17 protein-coding genes are annotated in these 16060 nt (G+C 57.7%); 10 read left to right on the plus strand and 7 right to left on the minus strand.

The window, feature by feature from the left end; translation table 11 throughout:
* Positions 1 to 16 precede the first annotated feature (16 nt).
* The 5 genes from sufC to ldtE all read left to right on the plus strand — a co-directional run bounded on the left by sufC (position 17) and on the right by ldtE (position 4742).
* On the plus strand, positions 17 to 763 hold the full coding sequence (gene sufC, locus K2184_RS01830) for a Fe-S cluster assembly ATPase SufC (RefSeq protein WP_004102917.1): 747 nt from the start codon (positions 17 to 19) through the stop codon (positions 761 to 763).
* A complete protein-coding gene (gene sufD, locus K2184_RS01835; protein ID WP_023321174.1) occupies positions 738 to 2012 on the plus strand; it encodes a Fe-S cluster assembly protein SufD in 1275 nt (424 codons plus the stop codon). The genes sufC and sufD overlap by 26 nt, the downstream gene beginning before the upstream one ends.
* Positions 2009 to 3229: a cysteine desulfurase SufS gene (gene sufS / locus K2184_RS01840; RefSeq protein ID WP_023321173.1), complete on the plus strand. Its 1221-nt coding sequence runs from the start codon at positions 2009 to 2011 to the stop codon at positions 3227 to 3229. The genes sufD and sufS overlap by 4 nt, the downstream gene beginning before the upstream one ends.
* Before the next feature lie 11 nt (positions 3230 to 3240).
* Complete coding sequence (gene sufE, locus K2184_RS01845; RefSeq protein WP_004102913.1) at positions 3241 to 3657, plus strand: cysteine desulfuration protein SufE; 417 nt, start codon at positions 3241 to 3243, stop codon at positions 3655 to 3657.
* A 101-nt stretch (positions 3658 to 3758) separates the two neighbouring features.
* Positions 3759 to 4742: a L,D-transpeptidase LdtE gene (gene ldtE / locus K2184_RS01850; protein ID WP_017145696.1), complete on the plus strand. Its 984-nt coding sequence runs from the start codon at positions 3759 to 3761 to the stop codon at positions 4740 to 4742.
* A gap of 64 nt (positions 4743 to 4806) precedes the next feature.
* On the opposite strand, the gene lpp is transcribed toward ldtE, so the two are convergent.
* The 3 genes from lpp to ynhH form a co-directional block, all read right to left on the minus strand.
* Complete coding sequence (gene lpp, locus K2184_RS01855) at positions 4807 to 5043, minus strand: murein lipoprotein Lpp (RefSeq protein ID WP_003029373.1); 237 nt, start codon at positions 5041 to 5043, stop codon at positions 4807 to 4809.
* A 312-nt stretch (positions 5044 to 5355) separates the two neighbouring features.
* A complete protein-coding gene (gene pykF / locus K2184_RS01860; RefSeq protein ID WP_004102909.1) occupies positions 5356 to 6768 on the minus strand; it encodes a pyruvate kinase PykF in 1413 nt (470 codons plus the stop codon).
* The gene (gene ynhH, locus K2184_RS01865) at positions 6765 to 7202 is read right to left on the minus strand and encodes a protein YnhH (protein WP_418274608.1); all 438 of its coding nucleotides are present in this window, start codon (positions 7200 to 7202) and stop codon (positions 6765 to 6767) included. Before ynhH ends, pykF begins: the two co-directional genes overlap by 4 nt.
* A 75-nt stretch (positions 7203 to 7277) precedes the next feature.
* Here ynhH and fumD point away from each other — a divergent pair, with 75 nt between their 5' ends.
* The gene (gene fumD / locus K2184_RS01870; protein ID WP_004102907.1) at positions 7278 to 7490 is read left to right on the plus strand and encodes a fumarate hydratase FumD; all 213 of its coding nucleotides are present in this window, start codon (positions 7278 to 7280) and stop codon (positions 7488 to 7490) included.
* Positions 7491 to 7515: 25 nt separating this feature from the next.
* Here fumD and K2184_RS01875 read toward each other — a convergent pair whose 3' ends face one another.
* Complete coding sequence (locus K2184_RS01875) at positions 7516 to 8154, minus strand: TetR/AcrR family transcriptional regulator (protein ID WP_004102904.1); 639 nt, start codon at positions 8152 to 8154, stop codon at positions 7516 to 7518.
* A gap of 126 nt (positions 8155 to 8280) precedes the next feature.
* Between K2184_RS01875 and K2184_RS01880 the strand changes: the two genes are divergently transcribed.
* From K2184_RS01880 to K2184_RS01895, 4 genes are all read left to right on the plus strand, one after another.
* Positions 8281 to 10137 carry a bifunctional sugar phosphate isomerase/epimerase/4-hydroxyphenylpyruvate dioxygenase family protein gene (locus tag K2184_RS01880; protein ID WP_023321172.1) on the plus strand — a complete coding sequence of 619 codons (1857 nt, stop codon included), beginning with the start codon at positions 8281 to 8283 and terminating at the stop codon, positions 10135 to 10137.
* A 76-nt stretch (positions 10138 to 10213) separates the two neighbouring features.
* The gene (locus K2184_RS01885) at positions 10214 to 11533 is read left to right on the plus strand and encodes an MFS transporter (RefSeq protein ID WP_004102899.1); all 1320 of its coding nucleotides are present in this window, start codon (positions 10214 to 10216) and stop codon (positions 11531 to 11533) included.
* Between the two features lie 31 nt (positions 11534 to 11564).
* Positions 11565 to 12401 (plus strand): shikimate dehydrogenase family protein, encoded by an 837-nt coding sequence (locus K2184_RS01890; protein ID WP_004102898.1) that lies wholly within the window; start codon positions 11565 to 11567, stop codon positions 12399 to 12401.
* Positions 12402 to 12460: 59 nt separating this feature from the next.
* Complete coding sequence (locus K2184_RS01895) at positions 12461 to 13201, plus strand: substrate-binding domain-containing protein (RefSeq protein ID WP_049128459.1); 741 nt, start codon at positions 12461 to 12463, stop codon at positions 13199 to 13201.
* Here the strand turns inward: K2184_RS01895 and K2184_RS01900 are convergent.
* From K2184_RS01900 to K2184_RS01910, 3 genes are read right to left on the minus strand one after another with little or no spacing between them, the layout of a single operon-like run.
* Positions 13185 to 13934: an ABC transporter ATP-binding protein gene (locus K2184_RS01900; RefSeq protein WP_004102894.1), complete on the minus strand. Its 750-nt coding sequence runs from the start codon at positions 13932 to 13934 to the stop codon at positions 13185 to 13187. The genes K2184_RS01895 and K2184_RS01900 overlap by 17 nt on opposite strands.
* Positions 13934 to 14938 carry a FecCD family ABC transporter permease gene (locus K2184_RS01905; RefSeq protein WP_163525721.1) on the minus strand — a complete coding sequence of 335 codons (1005 nt, stop codon included), beginning with the start codon at positions 14936 to 14938 and terminating at the stop codon, positions 13934 to 13936. The genes K2184_RS01900 and K2184_RS01905 overlap by 1 nt, the downstream gene beginning before the upstream one ends.
* Positions 14931 to 15989 (minus strand): ABC transporter substrate-binding protein, encoded by a 1059-nt coding sequence (locus K2184_RS01910; RefSeq protein ID WP_163525720.1) that lies wholly within the window; start codon positions 15987 to 15989, stop codon positions 14931 to 14933. The genes K2184_RS01905 and K2184_RS01910 overlap by 8 nt, the downstream gene beginning before the upstream one ends.
* Between the last annotated feature and the right edge of the window lie 71 nt (positions 15990 to 16060).

The following is a 16060-nucleotide window of genomic DNA, read 5'->3' on the forward strand; positions in this document are numbered from 1 at the left end:
TAACAAAGGAAATAAGATGTTAAGTATAAAAAATTTGCAGGTCGCCGTTGAAGACAAAGAGATCCTGCGCGGACTGAATCTGGACGTTCGCCCCGGCGAAGTGCATGCCATTATGGGCCCGAACGGTTCCGGTAAAAGTACGCTCTCCGCCACGCTTGCCGGACGTGAAGACTATGAGGTGACCGGCGGCAGCGTGGAGTTTAAAGGCAAAGATCTGCTGGAACTCTCCCCTGAAGATCGCGCTGGCGAGGGCATCTTCATGGCCTTTCAGTATCCGGTTGAAATTCCCGGCGTCAGCAATCAGTTTTTCCTGCAAACCGCGCTGAACGCCGTGCGCAGCTACCGCGGCCAGGAGCAGCTTGACCGTTTTGACTTCCAGGACCTGATGGAGGACAAAATTAAGCTGCTGAAGATGCCGGAGGATCTGCTGACCCGCTCGGTTAACGTCGGCTTCTCCGGCGGCGAGAAAAAGCGCAACGATATCCTGCAGATGGCGGTGCTGGAACCGGAGCTGTGCATCCTGGACGAGTCGGACTCCGGGCTGGATATCGACGCCCTGAAGATTGTTTCCGACGGCGTCAACTCGCTGCGCGACGGCAAGCGCTCGTTTATTATCGTCACCCACTATCAGCGCATTCTCGACTATATCAAGCCGGATTACGTCCACGTGCTGTACCAGGGGCGGATTGTTAAATCCGGCGATTTTACTCTGGTCAAACAACTGGAGGAGCAGGGCTATGGCTGGCTTACCGAACAGCAGTAACGCGCTGCAGCAGTGGCACCATCTGTTTGAAGCGCAAAGCGAGCAGCGCAGCCCGCAGGCGCATCAGCATTTGCAACAGCTTCTGCGGCTGGGGCTGCCGACGCGTAAACATGAAAACTGGAAATATACCCCGCTGGATGCGTTACTGAACCATACTTTTGTCGCTGCGGAACCGCAGACGCTGACGGCGGCCCAACGCGACGCCCTGGGGCTGGCGTTGGACGCATGGCGTCTGGTTTTTGTCGACGGCCAGTTTAACGAACGCCTGAGCGACGACCTGACCGCCAGCGGCTTTGAGGTGCGGGTAGATAACGACCGTCAGCCGCTGCCTGATGCCGTTCAGCCCGAAGTTTTTCTGCATTTGACCGAAAGCCTGGCGACCAGCGTCACCCATATCCGGGTCGGGCGCCACCAGCGACCGGAAAAGCCGCTGCTGATCGTGCACATGACGCGCGGGCTGCCGGGCGATGAAATGAACACCGCCCACTATCGCCACCATCTGGAGCTGGAGAGCGGCGCGCAGGCGACTATTATCGAACACTATCTGAGCCTCAACGACGCCGCCCATTTTACCGGCGCAAGGCTGACGATGTCCGTGGCGGATAACGCCCACCTGCAGCATATCAAGCTGGCGTTTGAAAATGCGCAAAGCTACCACTTTGCCCATAACGATCTGGCCCTCGGACGCGACGCCTCCGCCTTCAGCAGCAGTTTTCTGCTCGGCGCCTCGGTACTACGCCACCACACCAGCACGCAGTTGAACGGTGAAAACAGCAACCTGCGGATTAACTCGCTGGCGATGCCGGTTAACAACGAAGTGTGCGACAGTCGCACCTGGCTCGATCATAAGGTCGGATACTGTAACAGCCGTCAGCTGCACAAAACCATCGTCAACGATAAAGGGCGCGCGGTGTTTAATGGACTGATCAACGTCGCCCAGCATGCGATTAAAACCGATGGCCAGATGACCAACAATAATTTGCTGCTTGGCCGCCTGTCCGAAGTGGATACCAAGCCGCAGCTGGAAATCTACGCTGATGACGTGAAGTGCAGCCACGGCGCGACCATCGGGCGCATTGATGATGAACAGCTGTTTTATCTGCGTTCGCGCGGCATTACGCAGCAGGCGGCGCAGCAGATGATTCTTTACGCCTTTGCCGCGGAGCTCACGGAAGCGATCGATGATGAGGCGCTCAGGCAGCAGATACTGGCGCGTATTGGCCAGCGTTTGCCGGGAGGTAAAGCATGACATTTTCTGTGGAACGCGTGCGCGCGGATTTTCCCGTGCTTAATCGCGAGGTGAACGGTCAGCCGCTGGCCTACCTTGATAGCGCCGCCAGCGCGCAGAAGCCGGAAGCGGTGATCAACGCCGAGGCGGAGTTTTACCGCCACGGCTATGCGGCGGTACACCGCGGCATTCATACCCTTAGCGCGGAAGCCACGGCGCGGATGGAGCAGGTGCGTCAGCAGGGGGCGACGTTCCTGAATGCCCGATCGGCAGAAGAGCTGGTGTTTGTTCGCGGTACCACGGAAGGCATTAATCTGGTAGCGAACAGCTGGGGCAATGCTAACGTCGGCGCAGGGGACAATATCATCGTCAGCGCGATGGAGCATCACGCCAATATCGTGCCGTGGCAGATGCTGTGCGCCAGGGTGGGCGCCGAACTGCGGGTTATCCCGCTGAATCAGGACGGTACGCTGCAGCTCGATGCCATCCCCGGCCTGTTTGATGAGCGCACCCGGCTGCTGGCAATCACCCAGGTGTCTAACGTGCTGGGAACCGAAAACCCGGTCGCCGCCCTGGTGGCTTTAGCCCATCAGCACGGCGCCAAAGTGCTGGTGGACGGCGCGCAGGCGGTGATGCACCATCCGGTGGACGTGCAGGCTCTGGACTGTGATTTCTACGCATTTTCCGCGCATAAGCTTTACGGCCCCACCGGTATCGGCATGCTCTACGTTAAGCAGGATATCCTGCAGGATATGACGCCTTGGGAAGGGGGCGGGTCGATGATCGCCACGGTCAGCCTGACGCAAGGCACGACCTGGACAAAAGCGCCGTGGCGCTTCGAGGCGGGAACGCCGAACACCGGTGGTATCATCGGGCTGGGGGCGGCGCTGGATTACGTCAGCGCGCTGGGTCTGACGCAGATCGCGGAATATGAACAAACCCTGATGCGCTACGCGCTGCAGGCGCTGGAGAGCGTGGCGGATTTAACCCTTTATGGTCCGCAAAATCGGCTCGGGGTGATTGCCTTTAATCTCGGCAAGCATCATGCCTACGATGTCGGCAGCTTCCTGGATAACTACGGCATTGCGGTACGTACCGGGCACCATTGCGCCATGCCGCTCATGGAGTTCTACGGCGTCCCTGCCATGTGCCGGGCGTCGCTGGCGATGTACAATACCACGGAAGAGGTGGACCGGCTGGTAGCGGGCCTGCAGCGGATCCACAAATTGTTAAGCTAAAGGAAGCAACTATGGCGGCGTTACCTGATAAAGACAAACTGCTGCGCAACTTTAGCCGTTGCGCGAACTGGGAAGAGAAATATCTCTATATCATCGAACTGGGGCAGCGCCTTGCGCCGCTGAGCCCGGAAGAGCATAGCGCGCAGAACATCATTCAGGGCTGCCAGAGCCAGGTATGGATCGTGATGACGCAGGAGCAGAGCGGCGCAATTGCGCTTCGCGGCGATAGCGATGCCGCTATTGTGAAAGGGCTTATCGCGGTGGTGTTTATTCTTTACGATCGGATGACGGCGAAGGATATCCTCGCTTTTGATGTACGCCCGTGGTTTGAAAAAATGGCCCTCACGCAGCACTTGACGCCTTCACGGTCGCAAGGACTGGAAGCGATGATCCGCGCAATCCGCGCGAAGGCGGCAAATCTTAGCTAGAATTAAACAGTAGATTTCATTCTGTTATGCGCGACGGGAGGGGAACCTCCCGTTGTGCATAACAGGCCTGGCGTTTTATCAGCGAAAGAAGGAATCTCAGTATGAAACGCGCTTCTCTCATCACCATAGCCGTTCTGAGCGCCCTCAGCGCGTCACATGCAGCCTGGGCCGTCGATTACCCTCTTCCCCCTGCCAACAGTCGTTTGATTGGTGAGAACCAGTCCTGGACGGTACAGGAGGATGATCGCAACCTGCAGGCGATTGCCCGTCGTTTCGATACCGCAGCGATGCTGATCCTCGAAGCGAACGATACGATTGCCCCGGTGCAGCCTAAACCGGGTACCCAGGTGCTGATTCCCTCCCGGATGCTGCTGCCGGACGTGCCGCGGGAAGGGATCGTCGTCAACCTGGCCGAGCTGCGCCTGTACTACTTCCCGCCGGGAATGAACCAGGTGCAGGTTTATCCCCTCGGGATTGGTCAGCAGGGGCTGGAGACCCCGGAGATGACCACGCGAATAGGGCAGAAAATTCCGAACCCGACCTGGACACCGACGGCAGGCATTCGCGCTCGCTCGCTGGAGAAAGGAATTAAGCTGCCGCCGGTCGTGCCCGCAGGACCGAATAACCCGCTGGGGCGTTATGCGCTGCGCCTGGCATACGGCAACGGGGAATATCTTATTCATGGCACCAGTGCGCCAGATAGCGTCGGACTACGCGTCAGCTCCGGCTGTATGCGCATGAATGCGGCGGATATTCAGGCGTTATTCAATCAGGTGAAAAGCGGGACGCCGGTGCGGATTATCAATCAGCCGGTCAAGTTCGCCGTGGAGCCGGACGGTAAGCGCTATGTTGAAGTTCATCGACCGTTGACGCCGGATGAGACCAGCAACCCGCAGACGATGGCCTATACGCTTCCTGCGGAGTTCCATCAATTCTCCGGCGATAAAGCGGTGGATGAGGCCATGCTTAAACGCGCGCTGACCCGGCGAGCAGGATATCCGGTGGTGGTATCCGCGGGCAGCAGCTCGACGTCGGGCCTGTCCGTACAGAGTGCGCCGGTAGACGAAGCAAAAAGGGTGCAGTAGGCGGGGGAACGAGAGGCAAAAAAAATGGCGCACAATGTGCGCCATTTTTATTACACAGATACTATTACTTACGGTATTTAGTAGCTGCGTTGTCCAGACGCTGGTTAGCGCGAGCTGCGTCATCTTTAGCAGCCTGAACGTCGGAACGCATTGCGTTCACGTCGTTGCTCAGCTGGTCAACTTTAGCGTTCAGAGTCTGAACGTCAGAAGACAGCTGATCGATTTTAGCATTGCTGGAGCAACCAGCCAGCAGAGTAGAACCCAGGATTACCGCGCCCAGTACCAGTTTAGTACGATTCATTATTAATACCCTCTAGATTGAGTTAATCTCCATGTAGCGTTACAAGTATTACACAAACTTTTTTGTGATGAGAATATTTTTTTACTTTAATACGCTTATTTTTGATCGTTCGCTCAAAGAAGCATCGAAATCATCAGGTAACCTTAAAAAGGCGAGAGAAAACAGCGCGCTTCCATCGGATTCATCTTAGATAATCTCGCGTTAAATAGTAAATTCCGATTTGCATTTTTATTAATAGCAGCTAGTGCTGGAATAAAAAAAAGCGCCTCAATGAGGCGCCTTTAAAGGAAATACTAATTAACCTGTAAATTATTACAGCACGTGCACGGAAGCGGTATTGGTGGTTCCGCTCGGGACTAATGCGCCGGAAACCATAACAACCACGTCGCCTTTGCGCGCCAGGCCGCTCTGCAGCGCCAGCTCTTTACCGAGGTGATAGAAAGCGTCGGTAGAGGCGATCTCTTCAACCAGCTGCGCTACCACGCCTTTGCTCAGCACCAGCTGACGCGCGGTGGTTTCGTTGGTGGTCAGCGCCAGGATGGTTGCATCCGGGAAGTATTTACGTACGGCGCGCGCGGATTTACCGCCCTGGGTCGCGACGACGATCAGCGGCGCTTCCAGTTTTTCAGCCGTTTCAACCGCACCGCGGCAGACCGCTTCGGTGATGCGCAGCTTACGGTTATCGTTGTTGTACTCAAGACGGCTGGTCATCACGCGGTCGGTACGTTCGCAGATGGTCGCCATGATGGTGACCGCTTCCAGCGGATATTTACCTTTTGCGGATTCGCCTGAGAGCATGACAGCATCGGTGCCGTCGAGGATGGCGTTAGCCACGTCGCCCGCTTCCGCACGGGTCGGACGCGGGTTTTTGATCATGGAATCCAGCATTTGGGTCGCGGTAATAACGACTTTACGCGCGCGGATACATTTTTCGATCATCATTTTCTGCGCGAAGATAACTTCTTCAACCGGGATTTCAACGCCCAGGTCGCCACGCGCAACCATGATGCCGTCAGAAGCTTCGAGGATTTCATCGAAGTTGTTCAGGCCTTCCTGGTTTTCAATTTTAGAGATGATCTGGATCTTCTCGCCGCCGTGAGCTTTCAGGTGCTCGCGGATTTCCACGACGTCAGAACGCTTACGGATAAAGGAGGCCGCAACAAAGTCCACGCCCTGCTCGCAACCGAAGATCAGATCTTGTTTGTCTTTCTCAGCCAGCGCCGGCAGAGCGATAGATACGCCCGGCAGGTTAACGCCTTTGTTCTCGCCGAGGTCGCCGTTGTTCAGCACTTTACAAACAACTTTGTTACCTTCGATCGCGGTGACTTCCATACCGATCAGACCATCGTCGACCAGTACGGTGTTGCCGACGCTCAGGTCGCTGGTGAAGCCTTCATAGGTCACCGCAACGATTTCGTTATTACCTACTACCGATTTGTCGGTGGTGAAGGTGAAAGTCTGGCCCGCTTTCAGGGAGACGTCGTTACCGCCTTCCAGCTTAATGGTACGGATTTCCGGACCTTTGGTATCCAGAAGGATTGCCGCTTTCTTGCCCGTTTTGCTCATCACATTGCGCAGGTTCTGGATGCGCTGGCCGTGTTCCGCATAGTCACCGTGAGAGAAGTTCAGACGCATAACGTTCATACCGGCGTCCAGCATTTTGGTCAACATCTCTTCGGATTCGGTTTTCGGACCGATGGTGCAAACAATTTTGGTCTTTTTCATGACAGTTTAATCTTTAAGTTGTGAAGGATAGGGATGGGGAATCTGACTCCGCGGGCGTACTGCCGCAGAGTTAAACCTGTATTACGAAAGTTGCTATGCCACGCTCTAAGGATAGGTGACAACAAAAGAGCGTGCAGAAGAATGTGTGCTGGCGGTTCAGCCCATGAAAAGAGGCAACGTGTTATGCGTTTAGTCATGCAATCCAATGCGCTGAAACCATTCAATAAGAATTTGCCGGGCATTATACGTTGCCCAATCCAAAAAAGAAAATGAAAACCATGTTTCATTTCTATAGTTATATACTTAACAAAATGCAAACTAAACCTACGCTTATGCGCAACACATTTTTTCATCAGCTGACAAGATAAAGCGGGCGGAAATGCGGATTTATTCACAACTTTGCCAGCAAAAATACGTCGCTGAGGCGAAATCATCGCGCTGGTTTGATTTAAGCGGGAAATATATCAATAATGATTTGATTGATAATGAAAATTTGAGAGCCAAATAGCATGGGAAACACAGCCAAAGATGAGGCGCTGTATCAGGAAATGTGCCGCGTAGTCGGTAAAGTCGTGCTTGAGATGCGCGACCTGGGTCAGGAGCCAAAGCATATCGTTATCGCCGGCGTGCTGCGTACCGCCCTGGCAAACCCGAAGGTCAAGCGCTCAGCGCTGACGCAGGAAGCGATGGAGAAGGTGGTCCATGCGCTTTCCGGCAGCTAGCCGGACCTGCGCGTTTCCCTGAGCTTTATGAAATCACAAAGCGTATCACCGCTTTGACGGCAATATCGCAGTGGTGGGCGACCATCGCTTCATCATCAATGGCCGGCATCGGGTCGTCCAGATAGAGGCTGCTAAAGGTATAAAAGTTCGACACCTGATAGAAGCTAAAGCTGCTGATCAATCGATGCACATCGCGCGCCTCCAGACCCGCCTGAAACACGCCTTGCTGCTGGCCGCGCTGCAGAATATCTTCCAGAATCGACAGAGCGGTACGGTTTAGCGGTTTCAGCTGTCCGGAGCTTTTCAGCCACTTGCCGCGCTGCATGTTTTCCATACAGATAACCCGCATATAGTCGGCGTGCGTGGCGTGATAGCGCACGCTCCACTTTACCAGCTGCACCAGCGCCTCAACCGGCGGCACGTTTTCCAGCCCAAGCTGCTGCTCGGTTTCGCGGATCCTCGCGTAGACGTGCTGGAGCACGGCCTGATAAAGCTGCTCTTTGGTCTTGAAGTAGTAGACCACCATGCGTTTAGTGGTCTGCGCTTCGGTGGCGATTTGCTCCATTCGCGCGCCCGATAAACCGTGCTCGGCGAAAACGGTAATAGCGGCGGCGAAGATCCGCTCCTTAAGCGATTGTGCTTCATCATGAGCAACGGCAGACATAACGGCTCCTTTTCTTGAGATGCAAAAAATACACATATTGATCACAATTTTGCAACCAGTCATGGCGCAATTGAACCAAATGATTCATATTCAGGTCATTAAGTTAGCTCATGACCCGAGGACACTATGTTGCGCTCCATCGCCACCGTCTCGATTTCCGGTACCTTACCCGAGAAGCTCCATGCCATCGCAGCGGCGGGCTATCAGGGCGTCGAAATTTTTGAAAACGATCTGCTCTATTATACCGGTACGCCGGCCGATATCCGCCACCTGGCGGCTGATTTAGGGCTAAAAATCACGCTTTTTCAACCGTTTCGTGATTTTGAAGGCGCCAGCCGCGCCCAGTTCACCGCTAATATGGAACGCGCCAGACGCAAATTTGCGCTCATGCATGAGCTGGGCTGCGATACCATGCTGCTGTGCAGTAACGTTCAGCCGGACTGTTCCGCCGACGTCGAACTGCAGGTGGCCGATTTACGCGCTCTGGCTGAGCTGGCGGAGCAGGAAGGCATCACTATCGGCTACGAGGCGCTGGCCTGGGGCACCCACGTTAACCGCTGGCATCAGGCATGGGCGCGGGTCAAACGCGTCGATAGCCCGGCGCTGGGTATTGTGCTCGACAGTTTCCACGTGCTGGCGCGCGGTGACACGCTGGCGCAGCTGGCGGACGTGCCGCTGGAGAAAATCACCTTTGTACAGATGGCCGACGCGCCACTGATGAAAATGGATATCCTCGAATGGAGCCGCCACTTCCGCTGCTTCCCCGGTCAGGGACAGCTGCCGCTGGTGGATTTTGCCTGCGAGATTATCCGCTGCGGCTATCGTGGCCCCTGGTCGCTGGAGATTTTTAACGACAGCTTCCGGGCTTCTCCCAACGGTGCGACGGCGAAAGATGGCTATCGCTCGCTGCTGTGGCTGGAAGAGCAGGTCCGCCACCGGCTGCCGGAAAGCCGCGCGCCGCTGTTTGCACCGGCTGAACTACCGGTCTATGCCGGGCTCGAGTTTATCGAGTTTGCCGCCACGCCATCGCAGGCGGGAGTACTCGGAGACAGGCTGGCGCAGCTCGGCTTTGCCGAAGAGGGGACGCATCGCTCAAAACGCGTCTCCCTCTGGCGCAACGGTGGGGCGCGGGTGGTGGTTAACGCCCAACCGCATAGCTGGGCCGACCATTTTCATCAGCGTCACGGAGTTTCTCTCTGCGCTATGGCGCTACGCGTCAGCCAGAGTGCGGCAATCGTCGAGCGCGCCCGCGCCTTGGGCTATGCCACCTGGCAGGGCGATGCCGGGCCCAACGAAAGCCCAATCCCGGCGGTTTGCGCCCCGGACGGTAGCCTGATTTATCTGATTGAAGTGGGCGACGACATCTACACGCGCGATTTCCATCTGCGCACGGACGTCACGCCGCGCGACGATTATTGTGGTATCGATCACCTGGCACTTGGCATGGAGTCGGATAGCCGCGATAACTGGATCATTTTTTTCCGCACCGTATTCGGTTTTATCCTTGAGCATGAACAAACGCTACCCGATCCGTACGGGCTGGTGCGCAGCCTGGCGGTACGCAGTCCGCAGGGCGACATCCGCTTTGCGCTGAATATTTCGCAAAGCCGCGCCACGCAAATTGCCCGTTCAGTGGCCTGTTATCAGGGAGCTGGTTTACAGCACGCGGCTTTTGCCTGCCGCGATTTATCCTCCACGCTTGCAAGCGTGCCCGAGGTTGCCGTCAATGCGCTGCCGATTCCGGCGAACTACTATGAAGATTTGCTGGCCCGTTATGGGAAAGATGTTCCTGTTAACTTGTTGAAGAATCATCAAATTCTTTACGATCGCGATGGCAGCGGCGGCGAATTCTTTCACCTCTACACCCGACCGATTGCGGTGGGACGCTTTTTCTTTGAACTGACCGAGCGCCGCAACGGTTACGCACTTTATGGTGCTGTAAATGCAGCTGTACGCTTGTCAGCAATGCAGTACACCGAGTAATGTAGCAGATGGTTCACCACCCAACGTTGCAAACACAATAACAATATCCGGCTGTACCCTATGACAGGAAACGACTATGAACTCTTATAGCCACAATCACCCGACGGCGGCGGCCGCGTCCGGCGTGAGGCCCTCCCGGCGGCGTATCGGTATTCTTGCGCTGCTGGCCGTCGGCACCATGATCAACTATCTCGACCGTACGGTGCTGGGTATCGCCGCGCCGCAGCTGACCGCTGAGCTGGGTATTGATGCCGCAATGATGGGCATCGTGTTCTCCGCCTTTGCCTGGACCTACGCGCTGGCGCAGATCCCCGGCGGCATCTTCCTTGACCGCTTCGGCAACAAAGTGACCTATTTTCTGGCGCTGACCCTGTGGTCGCTATTCACCATGTTCCACGGCCTGGCGGTTGGCCTGAAAAGTCTGCTGTTGTGCCGCTTTGGCCTCGGCGTCAGCGAAGCGCCCTGTTTCCCGGTGAACAGTCGGGTGGTGAGCGCCTGGTTCCCGCAGCAGGAGCGGGCGAAGGCGACGGCGGTCTATACCGTCGGCGAATATCTCGGGCTGGCCTGCTTTTCGCCGCTGCTGTTCTGGATAATGGGCAGCTTCGGCTGGCGCGCGCTGTTTATTAGCGTCGGCGCAGTCGGCGTGATGTTCGCGCTGGTGTGGTGGCGCTGCTATCGCGAGCCGCATGAAGATAAACACCTCAATCAGCAGGAGCGCGAGCACATCGTCAACGGCGGCGGAATGTCCACCGGCGCAGAGCAGCATACCGCCTTTAGCTGGCCGCTGATTCGCCAGCTGCTGGCGAAAAGACAGATTCTCGGCGCCAGCATCGGGCAGTTTGCCGGTAATACGGTGCTGGTCTTCTTCCTGACCTGGTTTCCAACTTATCTGGCCACCGAACGCCATATGCCGTGGATTAAGGTCGGCTTCTTTGCCATCATGCCGTTCCTGGCGGCGGCGGGCGGCGTGATGTTCGGCGGCTGGGTCTCGGATAAGCTGCTGAAGGCCACCGGTTCGGCGAATCTCGGGCGTAAACTGCCGATCATTGCCGGTCTGCTGATGGCGAGCACGATTATCTCCGCCAACTGGCTGACCAGCGATCTGGCGGTGATTCTGGTGATGTCGTTCGCCTTTTTTGGCCAGGGGATGGTCGGCCTGGGCTGGACGTTAATTTCCGATATCGCGCCGAAAGGCCTTGGCGGTCTGACCGGCGGCTTGTTTAACTTCTGCGCTAATCTTGCCGGGATCCTGACGCCGCTGATCATCGGTTTCATCGTCGCGGCCTCCGGCAACTTCTTCTACGCGCTTGTTTATATCGGCGGCGCTGCGCTGCTGGGCGTAGCGGCATATGTGTTTATTTTGGGTGACGTCAAGCGTATCGAACTTTCGCAGTAACGTGATGCAGTCGTTGTTAAAGGAGCAGGGAATGGTGATTAGTGGAAATACGCGGCTGATAGCGCATCTTGGCTATCCGACCGCGAAGTTTAAAGCGCCGATGATTTATAACCCGTGGTTTGCCGATCGACAGGTTGACGCCAAAGTAGTGCCGATGGGCGTGAAGACTGAGGACTACGCCGCCTTTGTCCCGATGCTATTTAAAATGACCAATATTATTGGCGCGCTGGTCACCATGCCGCACAAAATTGCCACCTGCGGGCTGGTGCAGCATCTTAGCCCAACGGCGGCAATTGCGGGCGCCTGTAACGCGATTCGCCCCGAAGCCGACGGCACGCTCAGCGGTGATATGTTTGACGGAGAAGGCTTTGTTCTCGGTATCCGGCGCAAAGGGTTCGCGACGCAAGGGGCGCGGGCGCTGGTGGTGGGCAGCGGCGGCGTCGGCTCGGCCATTGCCGCATCGTTGGCGGCAGCGGGCGTCAGCGCCCTGACGCTGTACGACGTCCGCCCGCAGACGGCGGAAGCGCTGGCCGGACGTCTGCTCGAGCACTATCCTCGGCTGGATATCACTCTGATGCAGCGCGACCCGCAGGGGCACGATCTGGTGGTCAACGCTACGCCGCTGGGGATGAAAGAGGGCGATCCGCTGCCGCTGGACCCGCAGCGCCTGGCGCCGGGCACTTTTGTTGGCGAAGTGGTTATGGCCCAGGAATTTACTCCGCTACTGCAGGCCGCGCGGGCGGCGGGCTGCCCCATTCAGCGCGGCACCGACATGCTGTTTGAAATGATCCCGGCCTATCTGCGCTTCTTTAACCTGCCGGTGGCAACGCCGGAACAGCTGCGCGAACTGGCGGAAATTGGCTACTGAAATGATCTGAACCTGCGTTATTATAGCGCTGTATTTATGACTATATATCGATGGTTCTTATGACTCCCTCCCTAAAGCTGCTGGCTGCGGGAAGCCTGAAAAGCGCTTTCATTCCTCTGCTGGCGCGCTTTCAGCAACAGACCGGCATCCCGGTCGACGTCCATTTCGGTCCGGCTGGTCTGCTGCGCGAGCGCATTGAGGCCGGAGAGCCGTGCTCCGTGTTCGCCTCGGCCAATAGCCATCATCCGCAGGCGCTGCGTCAGGCGGGGCTGGCCGGAGAGTGCTATTGGTTCGCCCGGAATCAGCTGATGCTGACCGTCCGGCGCGACGCGAGAACCGAGGCGCGGGAGTGGCTGACGCTGCTCAGCGACCCGGGCTTGCGTCTGGCAACCTCAACGCCGGGCTGCGACCCTTCAGGCGACTACACCTGGCAGCTTTTCTCCCACATTGAAGAGCGCTGTCCCGGCGTCGGTGCCGCCATCATGGCGCGCGCGCGTCCGCTGGTAGGCGGTCGAGACTCCCTGCCGGTGCCTGCGGGAGAAACCGCCGGGGCGTGGCTCATTCGGCAAAATTTAACCGATCTGTTTATCGGCTATGCGCATTACGCCGCGCAGATGGCGGTGTGCGGCGATCTGCGCACGCTGGTTATTCCGCCGGCGTGGAATGTTCGCTGCGATTATCAACTGACGCAGATTGAACAGAGCGCCGGGGCGCAGCGTCTGTGCCGCTTTATCCTCGGCGCTGAGGGCCAGCATTTTCTGAAAAACGCCGGCTTTTTGGTCATCAACGGCGAATCGTAAACTGCGGGGCCAGCAGCGGCAGCGCCGAGCCCGGGTGACAGATTTTGCGTACCGCCAAACCATACGCGCGCTGAAGATTCTCTTCCGTCAGTACGGCGGTGGATTCTCCCGCCAGCCATTCACCGTCGGGGAGCAGTAGCAAAGTCTGGTTCGCTACCTGCAGAGCGTGGGTGGGATCGTGCGTGGTAAACAGCACCGTCCGCTTCTGGCGATATGCCAGGTCGCTAATCAGCTGCAGCACCAGCTGCTGATTGGCCAGATCCAGCGCCGAGCAGGGTTCATCCAGCAGGATATTCTGGCTGGCGCCCACCAGCGCCCTGGCGATGAGTACCAGTTGCTGCTGGCCGCCGGACAGCGCACGGAACACCTTGTCGGCGAGCGTCGCGATCCCCAGCTGCGCCAGCGCCTCCTGGACCTGGCGCTCGTCGTCCGCCGATGGCTGAGCGAACAGGTTAACGTGGCGCGCCCGCCCCATCAGCACCACGTCACGTACCAGCCAGCTAAAGGCTGGACGAAAATGCTGCGGCACGATGGCGATACCGCCGGTGCCGGTAAACTGGCCGCCGAGCGGCGCCAGGACGCCGGTCAGGGTATCAAGCAGGGAGCTTTTGCCGCGGCCGTTGGCGCCAAGTACCGCCCAGATATCACCGGAGCGGCACTGCAGGTTCAGCGGTGCGAATAGCGGTCGGCTATAACCGTAGAGCAGGTTGCTTAAATTCAGGGAAAGGGTCATCAGCGCGCGCCCGTGCGTCGCGACTGCACCAGCAGCCAGGTGAACAGCGGCGCGCCAAGCAGCGCGGTGAAAATACCAATGGGAATTTCGGCCTGGGTTAGCGTGCGGGCAAGGTCATCGACGACGATCATAAAACCGCCGCCGAGCCAGAAGGCGATAGGGAGAAGACGCCGGTGATCGGCGCCGGTCAGCAGCCGCGCCAGATGCGGGATCACCAGCCCGACCCATGCGATGCTGCCGCTGACCGCCACCTGAGCGGCGACCAGCACCGCGCAGCACACCAGCACCCCGCGACGCAGCGCGGTCACCGAAACGCCCAGCCCGCGGGCCTCTTTTTCCTCCAGCGCCAGCAGGTTAATCCGCCAGCGGAGCCTGAACAGCACCATCGCGGCGCAGGCTACCGGTAGCGCCATCAGCAGGACTTTATGCCAACTGGCGGTGGCAAAGCTGCCGAGCAGCCAGAAGACGATATTCGGCAGCGTTTCTTCGGTATCGGCCAGATACTGCATCAGGCTCACCAGGGCGGCAAAAAAGCCGCTGAGGATAATTCCTGAGAGGATCAGTACCAGGGTACTTTCGCGCCCCTGCAGCGCGGCGATTAGATAGACCAGCATCAGCGCGGCAAGGCCGAAGAGAAAGGTCGAGGTCATCATCAGCGCGGCATTGAGTCCCAGCAGAATCGCCAGCGTCCCGCCGAAAGCGGAGCCGGAGGTGACGCCGATGATATGCGGGTCGACCAGCGGGTTCTGGAACACCCCTTGTAAGGTGGCCCCGCACAGCCCCAGCGCGCCGCCGGCCAGCAGCGCCATCACGATCCTCGGCAGTCTGACCGACCACACCACCTGACCGGCGACGCCGTCGAGGGGGGAAAGATGCGCCAGCTGGCGAAAAACCTCCGCCAGGCTTAACGGATACTGCCCGAGGCAGATAGAGGCGAGTGCAATCATGAGCGTTACCAGCGCGAGGGTACAGTGCAGCAGAGCCGGATGACGATGACTAAGCATCCGGCGACCACTTCACGCGGTAGAAACGCTGATAGTACTCCTGCGCCTTCGCATCGACATCAATGGTGTTATAGCGTGATGGATAGAGCTTTTTCGCCATCCACAGCTCGCCAATCGCCAGCGCCTCCGGCATCGGATAGCCCCAGGCCTTGGCGTACTCCGGCATCAGCCACACGCGATGGTTTTTGACCGCGTCAATGCTCTGCCACTGCGGGTCGTTTTGTATCTGTTTGACCACCTCCGGGTAGCGGTCCTGAACGAAAATTACCTGCGGATCCCACTGTAGTACCTGCTCCAGCGAGACCTGGCGCGCCCCCTTCACGCTGGCGGCGGCTACGTTCAGCGCTCCGGCGTGCTTCATCATCAGGCCGGTATATTTGCCCGAACCGTAGGTGTTGAGATCCGGATTGGCCATATACACCCGCACCCGCTCATTTTCCGGGATGTCGGCAACCGGCGCATTGGCCAGACTGCGCGCGCTGAAGGTGTAATCAATCAGCTGTTCGGCCTGATCCTGGCGACCGACCACTTCGCCAATCAGGCGGATCCCCTGTTTCAGCCCCTCATTGTAGGCCTGCTCTTCATTGGCCATTGTCGGGTTCATTTTGTTTTTCTCCCCTGCGGCATCCTGGCGCAGAGAGATCGCCACCACCGGGATCCCGGCGCTCTGGATCTGCTGGATCATCGCCTGCGGCGCATAGTTGGCAACGAAGACTACCTGCGGATGTAGCGCCAGCAGGCTCTCGATATTGACCTGAGTGAGATCGCCTGGCATCGGCAGTTTTTCAATGTTCGGCATAAAGCGCGCAAACTGCGGGCCAAGCTGTTTTTTCCAGCTGCTCAAGACGCCGACGACGTCGTCAGCAGCATTAAGTTGCACCAGCAGGTTTAAGGTCTGGTGCTGGAGCACCACGGCGCGGGTGATGTGGTCGGGGAGGGTGACTTCACGGCCCAGCTGGTCGGTGAGGGTGCGATCGGCAAAGGCCTGACCGGTGAACAGGCTTGCGCCTGACAGCGTCAGGAGAAATAAAACGTGCGGGTATCTGAACATAACAGGCTCGGCAGCAAATGAATAATCGTTATATATTAGAATATACAACGTAGCCGGGCGCAATGGCTAAC

It is taken from the genome of Klebsiella sp. K5-306 (assembly GCF_051835185.1).
In the GTDB taxonomy this organism is placed as follows: Bacteria; Pseudomonadota; Gammaproteobacteria; order Enterobacterales; family Enterobacteriaceae; genus Klebsiella; species Klebsiella oxytoca.